We start from the raw sequence: 26234 nt of genomic DNA on the forward strand, positions 1-26234 counted from the left end.
GCGTATAAGCCTACCTTTCACTCTCACAAGCCCGGAAGAACATTCCTGTATAACCGTTTGCATCTCTATTATACTAAAACCGCCTTATATCCCACCGTCAAATTTAAAATTATGACGGGGGACTTACGGCGGACAAGTTAACAAACTTGGAATATCAAAAATCAGGTATCAGGGTTCTCGATGAAGCCTTCTACTCATTATATAGTGTTTACATTTGAGATTTAAACAAGCAACCCTTACCCAGTAAGGTTTTCAGTGCTTTGGCTGTACACGAATCATCTGAAAATACTATAGTCGAAGGCACTCAAGTTGATATTAGATGGAGCGATATCAAGTCCCTTTTTTTTTCTTCTGGGGGGTTCGCGGGTTTAAATGACTACGTTGTCAGATGTATCCCTTCGCCCTTCCCGCGACCGGGTGCTTTGCTGCAATTCTGTCGTCGGAGAGCCTAGCCATTCCTAGCTTAAGAACCCCCTTCTCACGGCGGTGGCTCTTAACGTCGCCTAATTGGGCGGTCATTCAGGTCATTCGTGCCTCATGTCCCTCGGTTCCTCGCCCTCTTTACGGCTTCTAGCAGGAATGGCTGGCTCCCGGCTCCGTCATTTCCGCGTCGCCCCCTACCCCATCACAAATATCCAATTGGGTGTAATTTTCCTTAAAAATAGTTCGCATAATCCGAGAGTCCAAAGTGACCCAAGGACCCACAAGTTATGCCGACACTAACAATACCCAACAACCAAGCTTCTGTAACAGAAGACGAAATTAAACTCAGTGGAATCCTCGATGACTTAATTGTCCCAGCTTCTGAACTGAGTCAGCCAGAATTCAACGGAATTGCCGTCGTCCCTGATCCAGTAACTCCTTACGTTCAATTATCCACAATTGTGGAGCATTTGTTCAACAACAACGGACTATTTACTCTAACCATACAAGTCCCTAGTGTTTTCAGTGCTACAAATGACGGAGTTGAAATCACCCCATTAACCATTGGAAACGAGAACTTTTACAACCTAAACCCGATCAAGTTTTCGGATGCCGACGATATCGAGTTCAAGTCCTTTGAAAATGACGATGGTGCTTTTAATACAACCGTAGCCTTCACCGTAACACAAGACCTAGGAGGAGGAGTAACCAACCCAATAGACTTTGGGCAGATTAATTTTACCACAGACATAGAATCAGTTCCTGATAATCCAGTTATCCAAAAAATCAACACTCCAGACGGAATACCATCAACATCCTCTCAAGTTCAATATATAGGGGAATTTACGATCGCTTCCACTGACGCTTCAGAATCGTTGTGGTTTGATGTAGTCGGAGTACCGGAAGGCGTTGACATCTACACACTTGACGAAAACGGGGAACCCGAATTCAAATTTGCCCCAGTTCCCACCAATAATTCTGGGGGGATAGAAAAGGGAAGTTTAACCAAGAGTATCAATGCACCAGCAGCGGCGAACTCTCCTCAGACAATCCGCCTAGGAATAGTCTACAACGAAATTACATTCCCCGATGATCTAGATTTAGCCATCCGAGGGCGCTCACTAGAAGGAGAAATAATTGATGAGGTTGGGTTAGAGGCAGCTACGGCTTACTCATCGGTGCAGCCGTTAAACATTAAACTATCACCCACACAAGTCGCGCTCGATATTCCCAACGATGCCGCGATTAATGAAAACGATTCACTGACGAACCTATTGACGGAGGTTTCAATCACCGGAGATCACAGTGATTACCCCGACATCGGAACACCCCAAAACCTATCGGACTTAATCGATAATCTAAACACTAAAAATCTACCCTTCACTGTAGAGATTACCCCCAGTAACGGAGCAATAAAAGACCAGAATGGGATGACGTTGCCAAACACTAACGGTGTTTACTCAATCGATGAACGTTCACCGTTAAACAATTTAACGGTAGAGATACCCGATAACGGGCAAGTTTCCATCAAAGTAACAGTTCCCGATTTAAGCAACACCAAGACTGGAGGCACAAACCCAGTTGTCTTTGGGGAAGTTTCTGGAGGTGTAGATGTTTTGCCCGTTGCCGATAAACCAACCCTGAACCTAACAGTAAACGATGACTTAACGATTAACCCCGATGACGACAACCCATTGGTGGAGATCGGTGACTATACCATACAACCGAATGACGACGAAACCATCTCGCTATTCGTTGACGCCATCCCACCGAATTCATCTTTAATCATCTTAGACGATGATGGGGAGACACAGGCAACATTTACGCCGACAGGGAATGGGTTTAGCACCAATCTCAACGCTGACACATTCCAGGGAACACTGGCAGTGCAATTCAACGATCCCCCTCGTGACTTGGAGGACTTTAACTTAAACTTATTTGCAACCGCGACTGAGCCTGGAACCAATCTAACCGCCTTCTCAGACACATTTAATCTCAATATTGATTTACCCGATTTGATTGAGACAGGTGATAATACTGAAACTGGGGATAGCAACGGAACAAAACAGTTACTGACCTATTCCCCAGGCAAAGGTGCCTTTACCTTTGAGAACGCCAAGGGTGCAATACTGGGACAAGAGTTATTGGACGACGGTGATGGCGGGTTAACAGAGGTTGGCTTTGTCATCACCGATGGCAACCCCCAGGACATAATCACAAACAGTAAGGCTGTGTTCTCCGTCTTACCAGACAGTACAATCATCGGGAATCAAGAGCGGCTAACAGAACTAACCCAAGACACAGGGAACATTCACTTCTTTAAAGTAAACGGTGGCTCAATCGATGACCTAATTGACGGACGGATCTCCAGTGACACGGTAGATTTTAACCTTGAAGTCACCGCCACTGATTCAGCATACATATTGAAATGGGCTGATGGGTTAGAGATTGGTATCGGCTTAAATGACAAAGGGCAATCCCCTCTCGCCCTATTCCAAGGGCAACATGAGGGCGAGATTTTAACCAATCAGTCCAATGAAGCAATTAACGTCGGTTTTAGCATTAAAAGCTGGGCGGATTATGAAAACACCGTTGGATTATTCGCGGTTAACGATGAAACCGGAGCCGTCACCGACCCACTCACCGGAGAAACTATACTTCCTGGAGAAAACGGTTACACCCAAATCGTCCTCTCCCACAACCTGCTATTTGAAGGGGAAGCAGGAGAGTCCGGCACAGTCGCGCTCGCGCCAAGTACTATCTATATGCCATTCATCGTGGCAGATGGCTCAGTCTCAGACGGCTTGGAAGGAGAAGCCCAAGTCTATTTTTCTGCGATCGCCGCTAACTCAGATAATTTTGACCATGTTCGCCTGCTAGGAGATAACATCTTTGCTTTTGAGGATCTCCATGGTGGCGGAGACATGGACTTTAACGACATTATCATTGAGTTTGTTTGACCAGTGAAATTGGGGGAATAGCAGGACTCCCCCACTATACCTCAAGACACAATGCCACAGCGCAAAGCTTGAACAACCGCAGCCACTCGGTTATTCACCGCCAGCTTGCTATAGATACTTTTCAACTGAGTTTTAACCGTCGCTTCGCTGATATAGAGCTTCTGAGCAATTTGGCGATTATGATACCCCAAAGAAACCAAATTTAAGATCTGTAACTCGCAATTACTCAAAGGGTGAGCCTTGACTAAACGTCGTTGTTCTCTTGGGAGAGCCTCTATGGAAACAACATCCTCCTCTACGGGCAAGGCAGTAGGTGGAGCGACAAAAATTCTCCCAGAGTACGCCGCCAGAAAAACAAGCAGTAGCTCCTCTGGGGAAGCTTCACTGAGACAATAGCCATCGGACATAGATAAGGCACGACTAACAAAATGCCGACTCTTGTGCCGCCCCAAAAGAACTAAAACCGCTCTTGAGAACCGACGAATAGTCCGAGTCAAACTGAACCCCTGCTCTCCCTTATTTTCGACATTAATCAAAAAGATATCAACCCTCATACGAGCAAGGTTTTTAGTCGCACTCAGGCAAAAAAGGCTAGACGCATCCACAGGGTAAACACTAAAAAACTGACTACTCTCAAGGCGTCTGATGTACTGGGAAGAGCAACCGATCGCTGCCGCCTTAATTAACATAATCTTTGTTTTTAACGACCATTCGATTAGTTTAGGCTCCAGAGATTGAACGGTGGCTGATTGTGTTGATTGAAGAAAATTGATAAGTTTTTCTAATTGATGATTCTGTTGATTTTTTATTGAAGAATCTGTTTTCTATTCATCATCGGGCAGATTGTCCGCACGAACACGTAATTCTTGCGCTTGGTCTAATAGCTCCTGTTTTTTGGTTTTATCATGCTCTTTATCAGCCGCTTCCTCTAATTCTTCAGCCGCCCTGACGAGCATTTCGTAATCTTTTCGATTTTGACCCATAGTTCTTTTCCTGATAGACGACACCCTACAATAATCTACCTTTTCAAGTGGAATGCCAAGAGAAAGGAACAAGGTGCGGATAGTCCGCAGGTTGACGGGCTTCTCTCCCTGTAAAGCTTTGGTTATGGTCGCTCGGTCTAGACAGGTCTCTAGACTGATTTGTCTTCGGGATAGCTTGTTTTCAACGGAGATGAAATTTTCCACTTTTTCAAGTCCCACTTGACTTAAAACGTAGCCACGCATTTTGCTTTTCACCCTCAAACAATCAACAAAATCATCAATCGCTAAATATCGATAAAATATACAGATATTATAGTGTGACTCGTTAAGGACAGTAAAACCCTAAGCGCATAAGGATATTTTATTCAAAGTGGGTGCTTTGAACAGCCAGCCTCTCGTCGGGAGATCCTCCCCCAGCGGGCGCGTCAATTCATTCTTCTGTAGAGGTAGTAGCCCAAAGAAGAAGCGCCTTCAGGAGTGGCTATCTTCTTAGTCTGACTTGGGAATTCCTCAGTTAGGATAAACCAAGTACAGAACTACCTTGAACTATTCTTACCCTTGAATATGGGGAATGGCTCACGCCCCCGTCAGCAAAAAACTGGAAGTCCATAAGCTCCAATTCGGCTCAACACGCATAGACCCAGATATTTATTGAGGAAAAAACAGAACATCCTGTTTTTTTCCCTCAATGAACCCTCAATGAACCCGAAATAAGCTCTCAATAAATCCAAGGAAAACCTCACTATTCCCTCGCCCAAGACTCAGCCCTTTTATCACAAGTTTATTCATCCACAAATTAGCGATAAAAATTTCATCATTTTTCCCTCATAAATCCCTCACGTTAACCTCGTTTTTGCATCATTTTATTTTCCGTCCTTGTGTTTGTTTTTTCAGCTAAAATAAAGGATAGGCTCTTCAGTTTGTACCCTAAGCAAGTTGTGTCGCCTGTATACGCTGAAGCGATACTTCGCTGCGCTCAAACGGCGACAAACTTGCCCCTGCGGGGGGCTGATTGAGTGGTTATGTCGTAAAAGGGAATCAGTATGCGCGGAGCTAAGACCAAGCGGGGTGATGGAGTTCCCAGGAAAATTGCCCACCCAGTTCGTTTTGCCGCAGATGAATATGAGGAATTGAGAAGGAAAGCCAACCAAGCACAGATCTCTATATCTGAATTTATTCGGAGGGCGGCAATCAACAAACAAATCCGTACCTATAAACCACCACCCCAAGTGAACCGAAAATTCTATCAGGAATTAAGTGCCATAGGGGTCAACCTGAATCAGTTGGTTCGAGCAGTAAATACAGCAAACAAGGCGGGGAAACTGGTGGAGGTTGATGCTAATGCGATCGCGGATTTAGTAGGCAGCATAATTCCGGTAATAAAGCAAGCCCAGCGAGATACTTTGGTCTGTTTCAATGATCGGGAAGATAATCAAGAGTGAGAATTTTCGGGCGACGTTAAAATACGTCCTGCAAAAGGAAAAAGGGGAACTGATCGGCGGTAATATGGGCGGCAGAAGCGTCAACGAACTATCTGATGAGTTTCTTCTAATCCGAGGGCTTAGACCCAATCTAAAGAAAGCTTGTAGCCACATCATCCTCTCCATCCCCCACCGGGACGATTACCATGAACACCTAGATGATGAACGATTCACCGAAATCGCCGAGCGCTGGCTAGAGGAAATGGGATATTCAGGCTCCCAATACGCGATCGCACGCCACCACGATACAAACCATGAACACCTCCACATCATCGCCAATCGAATCAGACCAGACGGATCGGTTGTGCCAGATTCCTTTGACCACACGCGATCGCAGGTGGTGACACGGAAACTGGAGCATGAGTTTGAATTAGAACCAACCCCCTGTGCAAACGAGAAGATCGCTCAAAGACTTAGGGCTGAGGGGATTGAGGTAACGGTGAGCGATCGCAAGTCACCAACCCAGCGCCAAACACATCATGAAAGCGGGAAGCCCTCGGTAAAGGAACAGTTACAAGAAGCGATTGACCGAGCCAGCCGGGACAAACCAACCATGACTCAACTGATTGGGCGACTCCAGCGCCAGGGGGTAAAAGTTCATCCTACGTTCAGCACCAAAGGTTTATTCCGGGAAGCGATCGCCTTTGAGCTAGATGGGGTGAAAATCGCAGGAAACAAGTTAGGGAAAGCATATAGTTTTCCCGGACTACAGCGAAAACGCGGGGTGAGTTATGAGTGCGATCGCGATATGAAAGCCATTAAAAAAGCCGCAGTGGGTGAACTAATACCACAGCGGCAAAGGAAGAAAAAACCACAAATTGAGCTAGACTGAGCTTTTCTCTATTTCTGCCTGACTTGTTTATGCGGTTTCTTCCATCCCGGTAGGTAGGTTTGTCGAAATCGCGATCGCACCTCCCACGCTTACCAGCCAATCACGTCCTTTTTCTCAATGTCTGCGAAAGGTTTCTTAGCCAATCTTTAGGGAAGTTTACGAAGGTTAATCAATAATGTAAGCACCGCCAGGGGTGCGATGGAGGTTTGGCGATCGCTCAGTTGAGCGGGGGTTAATTTTCCTCTCTATTCTGAACAGGTCTTCGTATGTGGTGTTGGTTTGATCTGCTAGTAGCTCAGTGTGGAGGGTTTCGGCTTCTGTGTCACCGTGGCTGGAGAGAGCGCTTCAGGTAGGTGAGTATTTGATGGACGATTTCATTCCTTGTACAGACGCCCCGGCGGGGCGTCTCTACCATGGCTGAGTTATTAGGGCGATAGGGGATTTTATTCGATGTTATCGTTATCATGTCTCAAGGTTTTCTTAATATTTGGTGGAAGGGTTGGGCGCAAGCTAGCCAGGAGGGAGAATGGATTAAGATGTTAAAGCAAGTGCGTAAATCCCCTCAATGCCAACATCTGTAAGAGTTCAACCCCAAGGTTTTCAGGTACAGTACCCCAAAACGTCCTGGCGCGTGTCCTATGTGGAGGAGTTGTCGGGGAAGTTTCGCTTTGTTCTCAGTGGTCAGGATTTCCAGTTTGAACCCAGAGATAAGTATCGCTACCCGACTCACGATGACGCTAAACGCGCGGCGTTCTGTTTTCTGGAGTTGATGAAACGCTTGGAACGTTCTCTCTTCTCGGTTGGGGATTTTAGCTGAGATTGGGGTGAGTAGCGTTTTTCCAGCAGATGTACCGTTCCTATCAGGTTTGGCTTTTGGTTGACCGGGTTCGGTATAGTTGGGAGGCGGTTCGAGGGGATGGCGTGTGCATTCGGTCACAGCGTTGGTATAAGCGACCGGAGAATGCGTTGAGTAAGGCTTTTGCCCATGTTGATTGGGAAATCGCTAGAACCCAGATTAAGGATGTGATTGGCTGGGTTTAGGAGGTGCGATCGCATTACTTCGTCCCAATTCTGAGGCGGCGCGAGTTGTGTCTATGGTTGACCCTTCGGCTCCGCTCAGGGTCAACACCGAGCGAAGCCGAGGTGTTGAGGGGAAACCGTCTCAGGCTCATCAAAGTGTTAGCGCTAGTCTCTGTGAGATGATTAGGGTGGCGGATGAGGAAGAACTGGAAGCCGCCATGCTGCAAATTGTCCGTCGTATGTTCGGGCGTCAAACAGAGGTTGAACGGGTTAAACGGCTATTCTATGTGTCTTCCGCTATAGCAATCCTAAATAGGATGTAACAAGTGAACGGCTTTAAACCCAGGTATGGCAAGGATTTAATTTTTGAAAATTGCCACAACCCAAATAGGATTGCTATAGTTATAAAAATTAATTTGTTTTGCAAAAAATTACTGTTTGCTATTGTCCTGTAGTGTTGGGGAAAAATACTTCTACATTCAAAGTGAACTTCTCAATTTTTTTTACATGCTTCTTCAGGCTTGCGTTCAAGGATGAAAGATACTGAGGTATCTTTATTTGGGCTGCGAGACTTAAGCTTGTTGTGACCTGACTAAATAAATCTACTGTGTAGCTTTCACTTGTTGTCGGATTTGTAAATTCGCTAAACCTTTTCAAGGCTACTTTACGAGCATTGATTAGGTTCTTAATGTCTTGATCCTCTTGCAATAATTCATCTTCAACATACTCTTCAGCTTCTTTAATGTTCGGTAAACTACCACCCATTTCCCGTGTTCTTGAACGATAATCTTTAATTATCTCATCACAAGAAGAACCTCCACCAAGTTTTATTGGAAAATTTCCAAGATTAAATTCCCAATTCTTTTGTGCAGCACTTCGTTTTTCATCAATGATGTTTACAGAAACTTTTTTTGCTCCCAGAAGAGTACAGACTTGAAGATAGTGGTTATACTTTCTATCTATTGCATTCATCCGCAGTTCAGATGCGTGTAAATAATATGGAAGGTGAAATCTTTTATGAACCCTCTCTGAAAGCTTTTTATTTTTCTCATTTGGATACTGATACCCATACTTACTTTGAAGAAGAATATTGCCTACTCTGAGGAGACCCTGACTCTTCAAAATTTTTAAAAAAGCTTGACTATTCTCATCATAAAAATCAATATCATCTCTTACAAAACAAACTCCTCCCACTTGCTCAATGTTTTCTTTGCTTGCTAAACCTGGATACTTAAGCCTTTCTCTATGAACATTCGATACAACTATAATAATCTCTCTCTCGTCTGGGTTATTAAGAGGGATTGTCTCAATACGATTTTGAATCTCTGACATTAGACTTTCTCTTGTATTAATAGGATTATAAAAATATTGTTAACGGAAGTAAAAAAACTTAATAACAAAGTTGTATCAAAATTGAAGACAGGGGAAAGTTGCAATAATAAACCTAGCAAAATAGGAATTATAAAACCTATAATAACCTTCACTATGATCAAAAACATAGAACGTTTTTTTTGCTTGTAGTGAATAGATTTTAGCCCTAATCGTATAACTTGTAACTGTTCTTGTGTAACTGAACGGTCAATTTTAATTGAAAACTCCTTAACTCTATCAAATACATCAAAAACCCAGTCTTCAAAACTATATTCCCAAGATAAACTAGGTTTCCTACCATAAATACCAATTTTGGCAGGACGGTTAGATGTATCTAGTTTATCTGTGATTAATTCAATATAAAATTCTGCGTTTTTTTTGTATATTATACGTACATTTGATTTGTCAATTAACTCAAAACCATATAGAGCGAGGTTATCAATTTTTCGTATTATTTCTTGACCTTCTACCTCAGAAGCCCCAATACTTCTTGATTTTTTTACAATTAAAGTTGAAATATCCTTTGAAAAATTTTGAATAAGAAAGACTAGATAAACCATATTATTCTCCTAGATTAGTTTATGAAAAATGCTTATCACCAATTGGTTTCCAAGTTTGTTTGAGGCAAGACTTCCAACTACGAATTGTACATCATTAAGTAGTTGCCCCCCTATTATTTCTGATACAATTTTCTTGAATGTTCTAGAGTAATTTTGTTTGACTTCTCCATCTAAAAAATTAGGTACAAAAAAATCCTTGGTTTTTTCGTCGGGTATGGGTATTACTATCTCCCCATCTGTGCTGTGGGCAAAGTGATTAGCGACAACAATAATCTGCCTTCTCTTCTTAAAAAGAAAATCATCATTTGCCCAGGCTTTAAAGTTCATAAAATCTTGCCTTAAGGCAAGTCTAGCCGACAACCTGTCTTGATGCATCTCTCCTGTAACGATTATGTTTTTATTGAGAGGTACTATTAGGTCGCTTCTAATAAAATAGATAATATAATCCAGTGTTCTAAACACTTTTTTTCGTGTATTTGGTCTCTCCTTGTCCCCAGGAGTATCAATGATTTTCTTGATTAATATGGACTTCTTAGAACCTTTGTACTGAAAATTAGTTTTCAGTGTTTCACTTTTTATGGGAAGGTCAGTAGGACCGTTACTTGGTTTTATTTCTTTTTCCTGAATTAAATGAAATAGTACTGACTTACCACACTTATCATGTCCTAAAACTCCAACTTTCTTCCCGATAAAAGAGATGAAAAACTTATCAATGAAATTTTTGTCTATATCCCATTCCATTCCCATTTCATATTTAAGGTTAGTCTTATAAGAAAATCAAAAACCCATAATAATCAATACAGTAAACACATGATCAATCAGGATTATTTACAAATTCTTCTAATTTTATCCCAACTGGGATCGTCAATTTCTACCGATTCTATCGGAATATAGCAATCCTAAATAGGTCGCAACAGATATAATAGTAAGAATTTTTTCGCGATCGCACTCCCTACCCAAACCCGTCAAACTCCCAACCCGACAGCGTTTCAGGTTTCGGGTAAAGTAGCGATCGCACTCCACTCGCGTCCACTGTCACATCAGTTTCCGGGGAATTGTCACATATTTGGGGAACCTGGGGAATCGTTGGGGAATCGTTCCCCAGGTTGTCCTCAACTGCTGAAACGCTTTCTAGTTCTTGGCTCTCTTGCTCTTGGGTCGGAGTTGGGGAGGGTTGGGAAACTTCACCCCCCTCTAAATCAGATTGAGCTAAATCATTCCCACTATTCTCAGGGGGTAATTCTTTCTCCTCAAAACTTGGTGAATTATCAGAAGGTGTATTTTCTTCGTTCCCCAAATTATCCTCAACCCCTTGATAATTGGTTGTTTCAACTTGAGGAACACTATTCCCCAACTGTTCCCCAAGTTTCCTGGAGTTCCCCAAGTCAGGGGGAGAGTCAGAATCGGGATCATTGTCTCCGTCGTCTTTGCGCCAGTGATACTCCAGCCGATTACCTGAATTGCGGGTTTGACCATAGCCCATGTTTACAGCTTCATTCATCCAGTCCCTTACTGTTTGAGCCTGTGGGCGTTTTTTCTTGGCGAACATTTCCTGAACTTGCTTTGCCTTAATCCAGCCGCTTTTGCCGTTGGCTTCCAGTCGCTTGGATAGCTCAATCATTTTTAGGATGTGACTGGGTAGGCTATCATCATCTGAGTTGGCGTGGATGACCTTGACCTGCCCCATGTAAAAACGGGCAAGCTGGATCGCCATCTCCATAATATATAGTGGAATTTCTGCTGAGGGGCAGTCTTTACCCGCTGCCAATTCCCAGAGAACGTGCAGGTTGAGCGCCAATCGCCCAATATACCCTTCCATCTTTGAGTAAACTGCTGCCATGCCTGAGTGAGCATGAGTTACTCGCAACCGCTCAAGCTGTTTATATACTGCCTGATAACGCTTGAAAGCCTTACTGGATAAGTGATACTCCATCTCTGGCAGTCGGTCGATCTGGCGGTAAAACTGGGTAATGCGATCGCTGATTTGAACTGCCATCCCATCATCATCATGAAGCACAGAGGCTTGTAAGGGCTGATTGACAAATAGGAATCTTGCCCAATTTCCATCGGGGTCTGAGCAGTCTTCCATGTATTTCTTTAATATTTCCGGCTGAATCGTTCCGAAGATGCTGAGGTAAAGATTTTTGACATTAACCTTTACTCCACTTGCTCTCAAGATGGTTTGACCCGAACCATCAAAGTAGGATAGTAAATCCTGCTTATCGCTTCCCCGTCCATTACGATAGGCGTTGCTGGAATTGAAATATCCGGCTAACTCATCAATCAGCGCTAATAGGCATTTTTGCGGGTCTTTCTGTGCCTGTATTGGGATAGCTTCCCCGGTGGCATTGGTGAAGTAGTAGAGCGTGGGGTCTTTGGGTTTCTCTGGCTTTTGCCCTTTTTTCTCTTCCTCCCACTGTTCCAGGGCGACCTCATAATCTTCCAGCGCTGCTTGGTAAGCGTCTTGTTTTTCCTTTTCTAGTTGGTTCAGCGGCTGACGGACGATGTTGTTGAAGATTGGGGATTTCTTCTGCCCACTGGGAGAAACGATTGCACTATAGATAGTAGATGGTACTCGGAAGTTTTGATTGCGGTGTAGTACCAACCCGGTACCCGTTTTATGCAAGCTGGATGCTCCGGTGAGTAAAGCTGTAAGGGCAACCGTTTCCCGGATATTAAGCCATTCACACCACTGTTTTAGGGGAGTGGCTAAATCATCTGGAAGATAATCTGATAATTCCAGTTGGGCATCTACTTTTTTGAGTAGCTCCGCAACCTGGGAGTGATTATCTGTTCGTTCAGCTTCTGTGTCCGCTTCTCCTAAACGTTCGTGGTAAAGCTTTCGTAGCTCGGTTATAGGGTATTGATACTCTCGTGCGATTACGTTGAGTTGTTTGGTTAACCCCGACCCTGTGAATCCGAGCTTGATTAAGCGGTCGATTATTCTCTCAAGCTTGGGTAATTCAGATGATTTTGAGAGCGCCCGCTCTAAGCTGGCTCGAATTTCTGCTATGTACTTCTTATCCCAGGTGTACTCATTCACGCCTGCCCGTCTCCTTAATAGATCTAAGGCAATCGTAGCTTGGACGGGATCACAAGGCTCTAAGACGGCGATGATTAGCTGAATGATTTTTGCCGCTTCCCTGAGTGAAAGTCCGTAGCTTCGGTAGGTTAGATCGTCTTCCCAATCGGTAAAGGGTCGTGGTGCGATGATTGATTCGACGGGCAGCAGCATCAACCCGATCTCGTTCAGCTTTTCGTCATCCTGGGTATATTCGAGAAGTGATCCATCAATCCCTAGTACCCTGATTTGAGAAAAGGGAACACCTTTGGCTCGAAGTGCATAGGCGGTTTCCCTGATGTAGTATTCGTCCGACTCTTTCACCCAGCATTCATTGGCGTTTATTTCCTGAATGATTATGTGTTCGTCTCCTGGGTTGAGGGTTAAGAGCGCTTCTGCTGTTCCAAGCTTGTGATACAGTCCGCCTTTCTCTAGGAGATTGCAGAGTGCGAAGGTGTCCCGTGTCCATAGATAGGATTTTGAATTTTCCTGAGACTCGGAAAAATCTTGCGATCCAGCTACAATAGGGTTGTTAGTGCCATTTAATGGCATGATGACCTCTGTGTTTGATAATCCTTCAGCTTTGGAATTGGAACTTCGCTGGGCTGAAGGGTGTACATGGAATTAGAGGTAATGAAGGAGGGCTAGTAAAAAAGCTAGCCCCTTCTCCTCTAATCTTTTGGGTTTATCAGTTTAATATACTGCTTATTAAATCCCATTAAGAATCAGTCGATCCTTTTTCAAACCTCTGTTTTCTGCGTCTCCCAGCATCCTTGAAGCAGCCGAAGACTTTACTCGCTACTTCACTTTCTGAGACGTTATGCTGCTGGGCTTTACGCTTGAGAAAGTTTTCCTTGGCGGCTTGGTTGCCTTCCGAAGCAACCCACTGAGACACCGCCTCGGTCAATCCCTGTGACTTGTTGTAACCCTTCGAGCCGCAAATAAGCAAAAACTCGTTGTAGAGGGTTCGGGGAATGCTACCTGATAAGTCCTTGGAGTCAAACCGAACAACAGGCTCTCCATCCAGCTTGCCTCTGTCTGGGTGGTTCTCAATATCCTTTTGCAACTCTTCGGCTGTTTGAGGTTGCTTTTTCTTCATGTATGATAGCGCGAATGTACTTCACTCTCATATTACGCCTATTAGGGTATTTAGCAGAAATCCTGTTAGAGGAGTATGATTATTTTAAATAGAGAGAGCGACCACTCCCGAAGGAGCGATCGCACCACGCCTAGCAACTGGTACCAACAGAAACTAGGCGCTACCACTCCACTGTGATTGCCAATGGAGGGCAAATTTATCATGCCATATTCTCACCGAGGCGGAGGACGCTCACCAGCTTCCCTGTCTCCCGTACCCCAAATTGCTGCTTATTCCAATAAACCCTGGGCGATCGTTCACAGTCCCCCAGGACAAAAGCCGAGAATTACCCAGGCTTACGTTAACCGCCAAGACGCCGAGGACGCCTTACGCTTCCTCAAGCGCTGGGTGAAAAACCCAAACAATTTCTCGGTTGCGTTCATGGGAGAAACTGATACATCGATTGACCCTTCGACTTCGCTCGATGTTGACCCTGAGCGAAGTCGAGATGTTGAGCTAGATTGAGGATTTTCTCTGTTTTCGCTTGACTTGTTTACGCGGTTTCTTCCTATTGTGGTTCCATCCCGGCAGATAGGTTTGTCGAAACCGCGATCGCGCCATCTTCTTCGCCTGTGAGATCGTCCACAGCTTAACTGGGGGCAAGGGTTTATGAATGGACAACCTGGGCTTACTTCCTGCAATTTCGGACAACACTCGCTCAATAACCGCCGCACACTCGTAAGGATACTTAACTACCTGAATTTCAGCAAACCGCACCACAATCCAGTTCCCTTTCAAGAAAAACTCGTTGCGCCGCTGATCCTTCCCTTGATCTAAGCAATGGTGCGGCTGTAAGGAGCGCCCATCGTAAGGTTCGTCCACTTCGATATCAATCGCGATTCCGCATCCGTAAATAATTTGAAGATCGGCACTATAGACATATTGAGAGTCAGGAATCGGGAACTCTCCCCCAAACGTCACTGGGAAAAATTTTCGCAATGTGTCATAAAATTTCTGCTCACTCACCCCACGTTGAGCGGAGCTTACACCAATCGGACGCATCACTTTTCCTACTAACAATTGTTTGAGTCGCCTCATCCGCTCACCTCCATCGACTTTCGGTTGCTGTGGCGGCGGCTGTTGTGGTGATTGACGCCGTTGCTGTCGCGGTTGAGGTTCTCCCCAAAACCGACTCCAAACACTCTTAATCCACACTAAAATCCGAGCCAATAGACTAGGTTCTGAAGATGGTTGATGTGGACGCGGCGGTTGAGGCTTGATGGAATATCTACTTTTTAATACCTCCTCTCGTTTTGACTCGGAGGCGATAAACTCTCGAATCAAGGGAGGGTAAAGAACAACTGGATAATACATTGGCTTTATCACTGCTTTTCCTTAAACTCACGCTGATCCGGTGACACAACCCAGAGAACACAGTACCCAGAAGTAGCAACGCGATCGCCAACGGTTAACTCAACTCCTAAGTCTTGAACCTCTTTCGTACAGCGACGATTTTTCAAATAATCAGAATTCCACTCAACTAAATTCTCTGCCAACCTCCCCTCTTTACTCTTTGCCCACTTTAAAACTTGGGTATCTTGAGCGCTCAACCCTGCATTTCCCGACTCCCCTAGTAACCAACTCCCAACACCCCCTCCAATCAGAGCCGCTACCGCCGCAGCGACAACAACCCTTAAAATAGGTGCTGACCATAAAGATACTGTGGTGTCTGTCGTTGGTATTGGTTTTGGGGCATCCTCAATTAGCGCCTGAGCAGCACGGGCGATCGCATCTTTTTGACGCTCCACCACCACCGATTCCGTCAGTTCAACCGTCCTCCAAAACTCAGATGCCCAAGTTTTCAGTAATTTTTCTAGAGACTTAGGGGCATCCTCCAACATCACCTCCAGTCTGCCTGTTGCCACCAGCAGAAGGAAAACTGGATCGGTGGGGTCTATACCTGTGGAAAGAACAAGGTGTAAAATCCTGGCACGGTAGGCGTCATCTTTGTCTTCTAATAACCGTTCCAAAAAGCCATCTTCCTGGAGGACTTTCTCTTCAATTTCAGGCACTTTGCACCTCTACATTTCGACTTCGCTCAACGTTTACCCGTTCTTTTTGGAGCAATTCAGTAGATGCGATCGCGGCATAAGCTTTCTTTAGATAGATCGCAATCCGTTGTTTGGACATCATTTTGAGTTTTGACGACGCCATAGCGAACGTGCATTGACTTTTCTTGATATAATCACGCTCAAGCGGAGGAAGTTTAGGTAAGTCAATCACAGGAACACGATATTTATCCACAACCCGGTCTAATATCTCAAATTCCCCAGTTTCCCACTTAGCCCCAGATGCACCAAAATTTCGGACTAGGACATGAGGAAGGCGATTCCCAAAGTGTTTTAAAGACTCTAGAAACAGATCAACTGAGTCATTCTCGCCAGTACAAACGAACCATTTATAAAGCCGAACGCCACACTCACCACCTAATTCCAACAGCTCGTTACGCTCAATCCAGTCTGTCACCACTGGGAAGATTTGAGCAGGCAGATTCACCAAAACCATCTGTTCCATTGCCGTCTCAAAGATAATATCAGCCTTGGCGTCATTGTCTTCCCGTTCACTAAAAAAGGTCTGCTCTTGCTCGGTTGCTTTCGGGGCATAAACCCGTCCCACATCAGGATTAGTCCTGTCAGTATCAATCAAAGCAAACTCAATCTTTTCCGACTGACAATACTCGGCTAACGTCCGAGCAAACATTGACTTACCAATCCCACCCTTCTCTCCATCAATCAAGTGAATGTTTGGCATATTTACCTCCTAAGCAACTTAAAAAAACTCGATAAACTCCCCTGTTTCACTCTTATCTCCGTTCACTTCTGGTGATAAGGATGTATCCGATTTTGAAGTTTTCTGAGAGACAGTAGGAGGGATGTAATGCTCTCTGTGTCTAGGCTTAACTCTCTTATCAACTTCAACACCAAACTGTGAACGTAAATAGTCGGCGTGCTTTTCCAATGCATAAATAGCCTCAGCAGCCAAGCGTTTTCCTTCTGGCTGATCCATATAGGCAAAAGGCATCCAAAATGCACGAAGTGCTTGTAATATCTTCTCTCGCAATGGAATAATAGCGACATTTTCTCGAAGATAACTCAATAATCGTGCATCATAAGAGTGTTCAACAGGTTGACAACGCCACAAAAAATCAACTCGCTTCATGAACCACATTTGTTAAGGGTACATTAGACAATTTCAGTACAGACTGGCGGAAATAAATCAGTAACGAATAGACATCAACTAAGCGTGACCCAAGTCCCTGGCTCAACTCATCAGGGACAACAATATTCCCGTGCCATTGGATTGGCGTAAACTGAAAAAATTCCTTGAACTCAGGAACTAGATAATCAACGGTTCCACCGCAAAGAACAACTTCATCTAATTCACGGGGTAGATGCTCTCTTAGCCAGTTATCAAGCTTGAGGAAATACTCTTTTCGGGAAATCGCGATCGCGTCTCGAATTTGTTCCAATTCGGCACGGCGACATTCTTCATCAGTGGAGCGAACCAAGCGGCGTAGATGCTTGGCTTCAATATTTTCACCAGCCCGAAAAATAGCGGGTACAAGTAAATCCGCTGTCTGTCCGCTAGTCTTTTGAATAACTGCATCAACCATTTGGACAAACCCAAGGTCACTTGTCTTAAATGACCCGATTTCTCCCCGATTAGAAATCAGGATCGATGCATTACGGTATCCTACCATAATCACCGCCAGAACCTCATTCAACAGAGTAGGCTTTTGATTTCGGAAAACCATCATATAAGTAGCACCCCCCTCTGGCTTACAGTTGAAATGAGTTAGCTTAACTCGCAACTCTCCCGAAGGAGTTTGATAGCACTGGAGGGCTTCTCGCAACTGAGACTCCACATTGGCGGCATCTACATATTCTCCCGGTGGCAAGACACAAGCAATCGCAGCATTGAATTTTTTACCAAGATTGAAGCGCCCAGCTGCAACCCAAACCGCCGCTAATGCCTTGGGTATCGCTCTCTCGTACTTTAATTCAGACAATCCAGGCGTTGCGGAAAACCTGTATTGAGCCAGGTATCCAACCGCGTAGTAACGATCACTGTAGCCAACCCAGGCTCTATTCCGTTCTTCTGCTTGCCCCAATCTCTCATTTTCATAAGAGCTTATAAGTCCCTTATCGATGACAACAACCTCTGGCTCCATGCACAGAGTTAAAGGATTCCACTCAGCAGGACTGACCAGGGCTTTTGTTGCCGAACCTCCAAAGTCTATGGCGATGGTCAAATCGGGTAGTGATTTTTTTGCCATTCTTATATGCAAGAATTACAGCACATCAATCGTGCCTCCTCAAACCACTGCAAATATCATCCAAATGGATAAACATTCCTCAATTTCCCTCAAATCCTCCTCAACTCAACTCCTCAAATAACCAAACGGGTGATAATCCGGAGGGTAATCAGAGATATAAACAGGATGTTCAGCACTTCTACAGAAACAATGAACATAGTTTCTTCTAAGTCATTAATAGAGAAAATTCCCTTTAACTTGCTAGCAACAGCAGGAATCGCTGGATTGATAGCAGACGCAATGGTCAACTCATCTATACATCAAATCGCCATACTTGGCGCTACTGGCTTAATCGTAGCCATTCCCTCTGTCCTACCATTACGCCAAAAGTGGACAGTTACCTCAATCGCCTATTTACTTACATCAGGCGTGTTATTTTTTGACACGCTTTCAACACCAGCCAGCGCTCAATTTATGCTTAAGGCTGAAAACTGGATGAAGTCAAATTTTGGTGAAGCCGCCGAAATAATTCCACTAATATTCAACGTTCTAAGAGCCGTATTTGTCATCTATATTGGCTATTCCTTATTCCAGGTAATTAATGCTGGGAGACAAGACGAGGATTGGAAATCGATGGCGAGACAACCCTTGATGGTATTGGTCTCTGTGACCATCGCCGATGTGCTTACCGGGATGATTATTGGTGGATAATAAACCCAGAAAAGTCAATCAATCCCTCGACCAACAGCCCAAACTTTTTGGCTTACCATCAGAGCAAATAATTCCCTGGGCAGTTATCGCCGGAGTTTCTTATTACCTGTTCAAGATTTTGCTCAAGCTATCTTGGATTTGGGTAATAGTTGCAGCAGGTTGGGGAATTAGCACCTTCTGGATATTAACAGGAAGTAAAGCTTGGCGATTCTTGTCTAAATTCCAAAAAACTCCTAACTGGATTCGGGTTGTAGTTTGTTATCGCAGCATAAAAAATGTGAAACACTGAGCGAAGTCGAAATGTCAAACGCCAACACAAAACGAAAAACCGTTAACAACGGTGTCAAGAAACAGAAACTAACCCCTGTTGAAGGGGAATTTCAGTTACTTTCCCTATTAAAAATAAACTTACAGGGCAAAGAAGTAGGAGCTTGCATTCTGAAAAAAGGAGAAGCCAATTATACAATCCAGTTTGCCTTTACAACAAAGGGAATTCACACAACCCTAAGGCAAGAGGCAATTGACCCCATATTTGATGCTATTGAAGCTGGATTGAAAGACCTACCTGATGGTGAATCTCTAACCATTCAACTTGGTTCCTTCACGGATGATAGTTCCCGACAGCGCGACTTAGACCAGCTCATCAGTAAAGTTAACTCATCCGAATTAAAGTTTCTCCTAATGGGGGAAAAAGCCCGAATTCAGGAACTTACCCGCACTGGAATCCGTAAACCCAAACGATTACTGCTATTTTGCACTTATACCATTGAGCAAGGAGGGGAGGGAACCAAAGACATTATTGAGAAGGCGATCGCCAAATTAGAACGGTACTGGAAAACCTTCACCGGGGAGATAGAGCAAGTCCAGTTTATGCAGATAGAGCAACTGTTAAATTCTGCATTTACCGATGGATATCAAAACTGGGAACAGTTAATCTCAAACAAGATGGGATTGGACATTCGCCCTCTCAAAGTCGAGGAAATCTGGCAGGTTTTGTGGCAGAGATTCAATTACACCCAGCCCCGCGACTTACCGTCCTACGCCATCCTAGATGAAAACGGACTTAGCGAACAAATCAACTCTGACATTCACCCACTGTCCTTATTAATGGAATCCGAATCCTCCATCCCTGTTGCAGATAGGCGCTGGATTCACGTTAATGGCAAATACATTGGTATTCTGACCTTCATCGACAAGCCCGGTGGTTGGGCTTCTAAAAACGCTCAGATGCGGTATCTATGGGAAATTGTCGCCCGCGATCGCATCTTCGACACTGAGATTTACTGCCAACTCAGCAAAGCCAATCCCACACTGATCAAAGACAAAATGCAGTCACTGACCAAGCAAGCAAATGTGGCGGCACGGTTAGCGGGACAGAACAATTCTATCGATGTCAAATCCCAGCTCAACATCAAAAAGACTGTCGAAGCACAAGCAGAACTGTATGAGGGCGCAGTTCCCCTGCACCTAGGACTAACCTTTCTTATCTACCGCGACACGGTAGAGGAGTTAGACGATGCCTGCCGTTACCTGTCCTCTTTATTCATGCGTCCCGCGTGGGTTGATAGAGAAATTGAATACCCGTGGCGGATATGGTTACAAACCTTCCCACTGCGATGGGAAAAACTACTAGCGAAACCCTATGAAAGAAGGAAGATTTACCTATCTGGGGAAGCTCCAGGATTTATGCCGTTGGTTATTCCCCGACCTTGCGATAAGACGGGATTCGAGCTAATCGCCGCCGAGGGTGGAACCCCCATTTTCCTAGACTTGTTCACCCGACATAAGAACTTAGCCCTATTCGGCACAACCCGGTCAGGAAAATCAGTGATCGCCGCTGGCATTCTCACTCAAGCCCTTGCCCACGGAATGCCCATCTCATCCATGGACTATCCCAAAGCCGACGGCTCATCAACGTTCAGCGATTATACCCGATTTATGGACGGGGCATATTTTGACATCGGGAAAGAATCATCCAACCTGTTTGAGTTACCCAACCTCAAAGGATTAGACCCGAAACTCCAATCTGAGCGCTTCGATGACTATAAAGATTTCCTGCTAGAGGCACTCATGACCATGGTGCTAGGAGCCAAACAGTCTGGGGTTGAGCGCACTTATGCCGATACCGTAAGGTCTATCCTTACTTTGGCAATGGAAGCATTCTTTAGTGATGTACAGATTCGCGATCGCTATGCCAAAGCTAATGTCGCTGGAATCAACACCCCGGAATGGGCATTAATGCCCATTCTAGCCGATTTCGTAGACTACTGCTCAATTGAACGGTTGCGAATAGCATCAGCCTCTCCTGACATTCTCAAAGCGTTAGAACAGGTCAAATTACGCCTACGATTTTGGCTTAATTCCAGGGTTGGGAAAGCCATATCCCAGCCATCCACATTCCGTGCCGATGCTCAGTTATTAGTGTTTGCCCTACGGAACCTATCCAATGATGAAGATGCCGCCATTCTATCACTAGCCGTTTACTCAGCGGCATTACGGCGTTCCTTAGCCGCACCCTCGTCCATCTTTTTCATTGATGAAAGCCCCATCTTATTTGAATATGAAACCATCGCTGCACTGGTAGGCAGACTCTGCGCCAACGGTGCTAAATCGGGCATCCGGGTAATCCTTTCAGCTCAAGATCCGGACACCATTTCCAAATCCCCCAGCGCCGCCAAAATTTTCCAAAATATGTCCACGCGGTTAGTGGGACGCATCCAACCCACTGCCATCGACAGCTTTGTCAATATCTTGAAATACCCCAGGGAGGTGATATCCCATAATGCCACCGAAGCCTTTTTTCCCAAGAAAGAAGGAATCTACAGCCAATGGTTACTAGACGACGGCGGGACTTACACCTACTGTCGCTTCTATCCCGGCTATCCCCTACTGGCGGCGGTGGCTAACAATCCAGACGAATCACAGCAACGTTCTGAAGCTCTAGCCAAATACCCAGACAACCAACTTAGGGGAATGGCAGAGTTTTCCAGGCAACTCGTTCAATCTATTAAGGCATCCTAGTCATGAAAAAGAAACTATCAGTCATTGCAATCGCATTATCACTTACATTTTCTGGCTCTCCCGCTTTAGCTACATCCGATTCCAACCCACTCAGTAACTTACTCTTACAGCTCAATCAACAAATCGAAAACGTCACCTCATTTATAGAGGAACAGGTTTCAGCCGTTAGTGACGGGTTCTCAGAACTCCTGGAAAACGCCGGGACTGACTTACAAGCCGCCATTGACGGAGCCATTGGACAGATGGGTATCCCGGATCTTGAGGAAGTCCGCACCGAAATAGAGGGATCGGTTGGTGCTGAACTTAACGCCTCTGACATTGGCAATGAGATAGATCGCCAAGTCACCCGTGCGATCGCATCTGGCACACTCAGCAGTGAAGGACAAGACCAGACTTTACGAAAACTACAACAGACTCAAGCCTCTGTCCAGCAGGTTGAGCAAGCTAACCAAACCGCCCAAACCGCCGTCGCGTCCCAAGATGTATTAAAGCAAATCGCTGCCCAAAATGCTCAAAATGCCGCCATTCTGGGAACGCTGCAAGCTGAAACCACTCAGAACGCGATGAGAGCCGACATTGCTAACACCAACTTGGCGAACATCTCCAGTTCGGTGGATGAGCAAAAAGCGGCACAGCAAAAGGAACGCTCTGGAGCCGGATTATCAACTTTGAGAACCACATCACTTGCAGGGTTGTTTTAACTCATCATGTTAATTCTTGCCGACACATCCCAAGCTGCATCCCAAATCTTACAGGAAGGACAGAATGCTCAATCTGCAATCGCCGCCGCGATGGACGGGCTGTGGGATGAGGTTTTAGGCGGCGGACTTTATCTGGCATTGGTTCAACTTAGTCTATTGTTTGCAGTCGGAACCTTGGTTCTGTTCATGGTGCAATGGAGCCAAGCCGTTCTTAATGATGACGAGCGCAAACCCATGACTGATTTAATCTTTCCGGTCATTGTAGTCGTCTTACTGGCAAACAATGGGGCGGTACTGGCAGATACTACAAAAGCGTTTCGGGGCATCATTAACCAAACCAACGAAACCCTACTATCAAGTGTGTCGGCATCAGTATCCTTGCAAGAAGCTTATCAATCAGTAGTCGGAGAGATAGGAGCGCAATCCGCTATTGAGTCATTAGCGAGTAACTGCCAAACAATTGCCGAACCCACCGCCCAACAGAACTGCTTAACAGACGCCGCAGCCCAGGCGCAAAGTTTAGCCGATCAGATGCAAGCTCCCCCATCGAATTGGTTTAGTCGATTTATGGACGGGGTTAAAGATCCAGTTGGTGCTGGAGTAAGTGCGATCGCCTCCACCATTCAATTAGCCATAAGAGGCTGGATCATCGCCTTTGGTATCGCCTTCCAGTGGACAGTAGAAATCAGTCTTTTACTAACTGGCTTAATCGGTCCGGTTGCGGTAGGTCTTTCCCTTCTCCCCGTACAAGCCAAAGCCATTTATAGCTGGCTAATTGGGTTTTTCAGTGTGGGCATGGTCAAGATTTACTTTAACGTCATCGTCGGTTTGGTGGCAACGATGGTGGTTAACGCTGGGGAAAATGACCCGATGATTTTCGCCTTTGCCACCGGACTACTCTCACCCATCCTGGCAATGATTTTAGCGGCTGGTGGGGGTATGGCGGTGTTCAACTCCATCCCCAAAATTACTCAAACTATTGCCAATCGAATACCAGACGCAAACTTCATGCCTGACGAAATCAAAATCAAGATATAGCCATGCAAATCCTCAAACTTAAGCATACACAAAGAGATACTCTTGGAATTTTCGTCATCATTTCCATTGGGTTGCAAGGGTTAGTTTTGCTCGTCGCCATCCTGCTTTACGGCAACTATAATCGACTCGCGAATAAACCCCCACCTTCCTTAGTGCAGTTAGCCGATGGGCAAACCGTTGCGGCTGCACCATTGGCAAATAAAGAGCGATCGCCTGAAGTAATCAAACGCTTTACCAAGGATACCCTAACTTCATTGATGAGTTGGTCTGGGGAGCTACCGTCACCTGATGGCACAGCTAAAACCATACCCGATGAAGGAATACAACTAAAAACAGCAAGGGGAAAAATTACCACTCCTGCATACAATACCAGCTTTGCCCTATCTGAAGACTTCCGCAAAGAATTCCTCATAAAACTTGCCGAACTAACACCTCAAAGTGTTTTTGGCGGCACAACCAAAGTCGTATTAGTCCCATTAGAGATACAATCCCCCACCAAAATTGATGAGGGCAAGTGGAAGGTCGTTATTGTCGCAAACTTAGCGGTGTTTTCCCAAAACAGCCTAGGCGACGTTATCCCCTTCAATAAAGAGGTTTATTTACAAGCGGTAGAAGCCCCTAGTTACAAAGACTTTCACAGTTCGGATCGTACCGCCACTCGCATCGCCCAAGCCAGGGCAAGCGGCTTAGAAATTTACACAATTCGCGATTTAACGGAGTAACCACAAATAGTGAGCGAAGTCGAACTATGAACACCAGCGATGAAAACCAATTCACAGAGTTGAGAGAACTTGAGTCAGAACCCACCGATAACCCTACTGATCAATCTGAACTTGCTTTTCTTGCCGGATTTGAACCGGAACCTACCCCCACTGATAATCCTATTGACCAAGCCGAGTTATTTGACCCAATCCCCGACCCTCACGAGGTTAAAACCAAACCCACCCTAGCTGGCAACCCTTACGCCAAAGCCGGGTTAGTGGGAGCAGCCTTAATGGTGGTATTTGGTATTGGCGGATTCTTTGCGGCTCAATTAGCCGGGGTAGACATCAAAAAAGCTCCATCACTGGTACAGGAGAAAGCTCCCGAAACAACCCAATTAGTCAAAAAAGCGGAAGCTACAGAGGTTGGTGAACTCAAGACACAACTAGCGATCGCGTCCCAAGAACGCCAGCTAAAGGCAGTAGAAGAGTCCAAAAAACCGAGGGTTAGTGCCACTAAGCCGACACCAAAACCTGAACCCGAACCACCCAGACCTACCCCCAAGTCCACACCATCACCACCACCGCCACCGCCGCCATCACCACCTAGAAAAACCGTTTATGTTCCACCACCAAGACAGGTTACACCACCGCCGCCACCAACGGTTAAACCGTTACCCAAACCGTTGCCCGAACCACCCCCCATAAGGGTAGTTCCTCCAAGCCCACCTCCAAGCCCGCCAGAACCCGACCCGGAAACCAAGCCGGAGCCAGAGACCGATTCAGAGACCGATTGGCAGACTCTAGCGATGGTTGGTAGTTACGGAAGCGGTTTAACTATCTCCACCACACCCTCAACCCTAATAGCTCAAGCCGATGTAAGTACAAAGTCAAGCATTACATTCCAAACAGGTCAAATGGCGTCAGCCGAAACTGTCACACCAATAATCTGCATTTCTAACCAACGATTTATCGCTGAACTAACCGAACCGATGACCAACCGCAACGGTTGGGAACTCTTACCAGCGGGAACCCAAATAACCATGACCTGTGAATCGGTAGAGGAAAACGGCATGGTGACGTTAAACGCGATCGCGATTTCCAACAACGAAGCTGAATATCCTATTCCAGAAGGAGCTGTCAGTATCCGAGGTGAGGATGGACAACCGCTTATTGCCGAAAGCTACAACAACCACAGGGGTGAAATAGCTAAGCGAGATCGCACTCTTTTCATCACTGGTGCATTGTCTAGAGTTGGTGAAGTTTTGAACGAACCCGAATCCTCGTCATCCGTAGTTACAAACGGTGGAACTTCTCAAACCAGTAGCACGGTAACCTCCTCTGATCCTGATATTTTAGGTGCAATTTTAGAGGGCGGATTTGAACCGTTAACTGAGCAAATTGCCGCCAGGAATGAACAACGGCTAGAGGCGTTACTCTCTCAAGAAACCATCTGGTATCTTTCCGCCAAAACCCAACTCCAGATATTTATCAACCAATCCTTTAGTTTATGATCACAAATCCCAAAATCAACGCAATAGTAGCAGCTATTCTTATTCTGGCTGGACTGTCTCAACCGAACGCTATTGCCGAAGAGTTGCCCAAAATTACCGAAAACAACACAAACACTCCAATCACTGATATTGAATTAGCTTATGGCTATGGTGTCACCATTAATTTCACGCCAGTCGGTGAAACGATTACCAATATCTGGATTGACAATCCCTCATTTGTCACAGTCACCGTAGATGGGTGTTTAACGGGACTATCTGTAGATGAATGTGGTGAAAACGAAGGAGCAAGCCTACTGCATTTACGGCGCATTCAAGACCTTGATCTACCTCAACTACCCAAAACTCAAGGAACGTTAATGACCGTTGTCACCACATCAACAGAAGGCGTCAGGGTTTATCTATTCAATATCACCAAAGCTGACCGAGTTTCAACAGTAAACCTAATCATCGACATTGTAGAATAA

The 26234-nt window shown here is 45.3% G+C and carries 27 protein-coding genes; 15 read left to right on the forward strand and 12 right to left on the reverse strand.

Annotation, left to right across the window (positions count from 1 at the left end; genetic code table 11):
• Window positions 1-710 precede the first annotated feature (710 nt).
• On the forward strand, window positions 711-3383 hold the full coding sequence (locus RIC07_RS36915; RefSeq protein WP_446398847.1) for a DUF4114 domain-containing protein: 2673 nt from the start codon (window positions 711-713) through the stop codon (window positions 3381-3383).
• Window positions 3384-3424: 41 nt separating this feature from the next.
• On the opposite strand, the gene RIC07_RS36920 is transcribed toward RIC07_RS36915, so the two are convergent.
• Both RIC07_RS36920 and RIC07_RS36925 read right to left on the reverse strand, forming a co-directional pair.
• The gene (locus RIC07_RS36920) at window positions 3425-4072 is read right to left on the reverse strand and encodes a LuxR C-terminal-related transcriptional regulator (protein ID WP_446398848.1); all 648 of its coding nucleotides are present in this window, start codon (window positions 4070-4072) and stop codon (window positions 3425-3427) included.
• A gap of 135 nt (window positions 4073-4207) precedes the next feature.
• The gene (locus tag RIC07_RS36925; RefSeq protein ID WP_446398849.1) at window positions 4208-4366 is read right to left on the reverse strand and encodes a hypothetical protein; all 159 of its coding nucleotides are present in this window, start codon (window positions 4364-4366) and stop codon (window positions 4208-4210) included.
• 1043 nt (window positions 4367-5409) lie between these two features.
• Here RIC07_RS36925 and RIC07_RS36930 point away from each other — a divergent pair.
• The 5 genes from RIC07_RS36930 to RIC07_RS36950 all read left to right on the forward strand — a co-directional run bounded on the left by RIC07_RS36930 (window position 5410) and on the right by RIC07_RS36950 (window position 8022).
• Window positions 5410-5808 carry a plasmid mobilization protein gene (locus RIC07_RS36930; protein ID WP_446398850.1) on the forward strand — a complete coding sequence of 133 codons (399 nt, stop codon included), beginning with the start codon at window positions 5410-5412 and terminating at the stop codon, window positions 5806-5808.
• A complete protein-coding gene (locus RIC07_RS36935) occupies window positions 5783-6679 on the forward strand; it encodes a relaxase/mobilization nuclease domain-containing protein (protein ID WP_446398851.1) in 897 nt (298 codons plus the stop codon). Before RIC07_RS36930 ends, RIC07_RS36935 begins: the two co-directional genes overlap by 26 nt.
• A gap of 565 nt (window positions 6680-7244) precedes the next feature.
• Window positions 7245-7496 (forward strand): hypothetical protein, encoded by a 252-nt coding sequence (locus tag RIC07_RS36940; protein ID WP_446398852.1) that lies wholly within the window; start codon window positions 7245-7247, stop codon window positions 7494-7496.
• A 29-nt stretch (window positions 7497-7525) separates the two neighbouring features.
• Window positions 7526-7720: a hypothetical protein gene (locus RIC07_RS36945; protein ID WP_446398853.1), complete on the forward strand. Its 195-nt coding sequence runs from the start codon at window positions 7526-7528 to the stop codon at window positions 7718-7720.
• A 53-nt stretch (window positions 7721-7773) separates the two neighbouring features.
• Window positions 7774-8022, forward strand: coding sequence for a hypothetical protein (locus RIC07_RS36950; protein WP_446398854.1), 249 nt, complete (start codon window positions 7774-7776; stop codon window positions 8020-8022).
• A gap of 118 nt (window positions 8023-8140) precedes the next feature.
• Here the strand turns inward: RIC07_RS36950 and RIC07_RS36955 are convergent, their stop codons facing one another.
• From RIC07_RS36955 to RIC07_RS36975, 5 genes are all read right to left on the reverse strand, one after another.
• Window positions 8141-9031, reverse strand: coding sequence for a hypothetical protein (locus RIC07_RS36955; protein ID WP_446398855.1), 891 nt, complete (start codon window positions 9029-9031; stop codon window positions 8141-8143).
• A complete protein-coding gene (locus tag RIC07_RS36960; RefSeq protein ID WP_446398856.1) occupies window positions 9031-9630 on the reverse strand; it encodes a hypothetical protein in 600 nt (199 codons plus the stop codon). Before RIC07_RS36960 ends, RIC07_RS36955 begins: the two co-directional genes overlap by 1 nt.
• Before the next feature lie 9 nt (window positions 9631-9639).
• The gene (locus RIC07_RS36965) at window positions 9640-10377 is read right to left on the reverse strand and encodes a hypothetical protein (protein ID WP_446398857.1); all 738 of its coding nucleotides are present in this window, start codon (window positions 10375-10377) and stop codon (window positions 9640-9642) included.
• Between the two features lie 205 nt (window positions 10378-10582).
• A complete protein-coding gene (locus RIC07_RS36970) occupies window positions 10583-13243 on the reverse strand; it encodes a DUF3987 domain-containing protein (RefSeq protein WP_446398858.1) in 2661 nt (886 codons plus the stop codon).
• A 166-nt stretch (window positions 13244-13409) separates the two neighbouring features.
• A complete protein-coding gene (locus RIC07_RS36975) occupies window positions 13410-13790 on the reverse strand; it encodes a hypothetical protein (protein ID WP_446398859.1) in 381 nt (126 codons plus the stop codon).
• A gap of 201 nt (window positions 13791-13991) precedes the next feature.
• Between RIC07_RS36975 and RIC07_RS36980 the strand changes: the two genes are divergently transcribed.
• Complete coding sequence (locus RIC07_RS36980) at window positions 13992-14294, forward strand: hypothetical protein (protein ID WP_446398860.1); 303 nt, start codon at window positions 13992-13994, stop codon at window positions 14292-14294.
• Here RIC07_RS36980 and RIC07_RS36985 read toward each other — a convergent pair.
• Genes RIC07_RS36985 through RIC07_RS37005 form a run of 5 tightly spaced genes read right to left on the reverse strand, consistent with a single transcriptional unit; the run spans window position 14286 to window position 18105 of the window.
• Window positions 14286-15143, reverse strand: coding sequence for a hypothetical protein (locus RIC07_RS36985; protein WP_446398861.1), 858 nt, complete (start codon window positions 15141-15143; stop codon window positions 14286-14288). The two genes, RIC07_RS36980 and RIC07_RS36985, sit on opposite strands and share 9 nt — an antisense overlap.
• An 8-nt stretch (window positions 15144-15151) precedes the next feature.
• The gene (locus RIC07_RS36990) at window positions 15152-15841 is read right to left on the reverse strand and encodes a DUF6753 family protein (protein WP_446398862.1); all 690 of its coding nucleotides are present in this window, start codon (window positions 15839-15841) and stop codon (window positions 15152-15154) included.
• Entirely contained in the window at window positions 15834-16580 is a 747-nt protein-coding gene (locus tag RIC07_RS36995) for a mobilization protein (RefSeq protein ID WP_446398863.1), read from the reverse strand. The genes RIC07_RS36990 and RIC07_RS36995 overlap by 8 nt, the downstream gene beginning before the upstream one ends.
• Window positions 16581-16598: 18 nt before the next feature.
• Entirely contained in the window at window positions 16599-16988 is a 390-nt protein-coding gene (locus RIC07_RS37000; protein WP_446398864.1) for a hypothetical protein, read from the reverse strand.
• A complete protein-coding gene (locus RIC07_RS37005) occupies window positions 16975-18105 on the reverse strand; it encodes a ParM/StbA family protein (RefSeq protein WP_446398865.1) in 1131 nt (376 codons plus the stop codon). The genes RIC07_RS37000 and RIC07_RS37005 overlap by 14 nt, the downstream gene beginning before the upstream one ends.
• 189 nt (window positions 18106-18294) lie before the next feature.
• Between RIC07_RS37005 and RIC07_RS37010 the strand changes: the two genes are divergently transcribed.
• The 8 genes from RIC07_RS37010 to RIC07_RS37045 are packed head-to-tail and all read left to right on the forward strand — an operon-like array spanning window position 18295 to window position 26234.
• Window positions 18295-18795, forward strand: coding sequence for a hypothetical protein (locus RIC07_RS37010; RefSeq protein ID WP_446398866.1), 501 nt, complete (start codon window positions 18295-18297; stop codon window positions 18793-18795).
• Window positions 18788-19084, forward strand: a complete 297-nt coding sequence (locus RIC07_RS37015) for a hypothetical protein (protein WP_446398867.1) — start codon at window positions 18788-18790, stop codon at window positions 19082-19084. Before RIC07_RS37010 ends, RIC07_RS37015 begins: the two co-directional genes overlap by 8 nt.
• 11 nt (window positions 19085-19095) lie before the next feature.
• A complete protein-coding gene (locus tag RIC07_RS37020; RefSeq protein ID WP_446398868.1) occupies window positions 19096-21816 on the forward strand; it encodes a hypothetical protein in 2721 nt (906 codons plus the stop codon).
• A 2-nt stretch (window positions 21817-21818) separates the two neighbouring features.
• On the forward strand, window positions 21819-22517 hold the full coding sequence (locus RIC07_RS37025; protein WP_446398869.1) for a hypothetical protein: 699 nt from the start codon (window positions 21819-21821) through the stop codon (window positions 22515-22517).
• Window positions 22518-22523: 6 nt separating this feature from the next.
• The gene (locus tag RIC07_RS37030) at window positions 22524-23555 is read left to right on the forward strand and encodes a hypothetical protein (protein ID WP_446398870.1); all 1032 of its coding nucleotides are present in this window, start codon (window positions 22524-22526) and stop codon (window positions 23553-23555) included.
• A 2-nt stretch (window positions 23556-23557) separates the two neighbouring features.
• Window positions 23558-24277 carry a hypothetical protein gene (locus RIC07_RS37035; RefSeq protein WP_446398871.1) on the forward strand — a complete coding sequence of 240 codons (720 nt, stop codon included), beginning with the start codon at window positions 23558-23560 and terminating at the stop codon, window positions 24275-24277.
• Window positions 24278-24303: 26 nt separating this feature from the next.
• The gene (locus RIC07_RS37040; RefSeq protein ID WP_446398872.1) at window positions 24304-25770 is read left to right on the forward strand and encodes a TrbI/VirB10 family protein; all 1467 of its coding nucleotides are present in this window, start codon (window positions 24304-24306) and stop codon (window positions 25768-25770) included.
• Entirely contained in the window at window positions 25767-26234 is a 468-nt protein-coding gene (locus RIC07_RS37045) for a hypothetical protein (protein WP_446398873.1), read from the forward strand. The genes RIC07_RS37040 and RIC07_RS37045 overlap by 4 nt, the downstream gene beginning before the upstream one ends.

It is taken from the genome of Coleofasciculus sp. E1-EBD-02, from assembly GCF_040218245.1.
Classification (GTDB): domain Bacteria; phylum Cyanobacteriota; class Cyanobacteriia; order Cyanobacteriales; family Coleofasciculaceae; genus Coleofasciculus.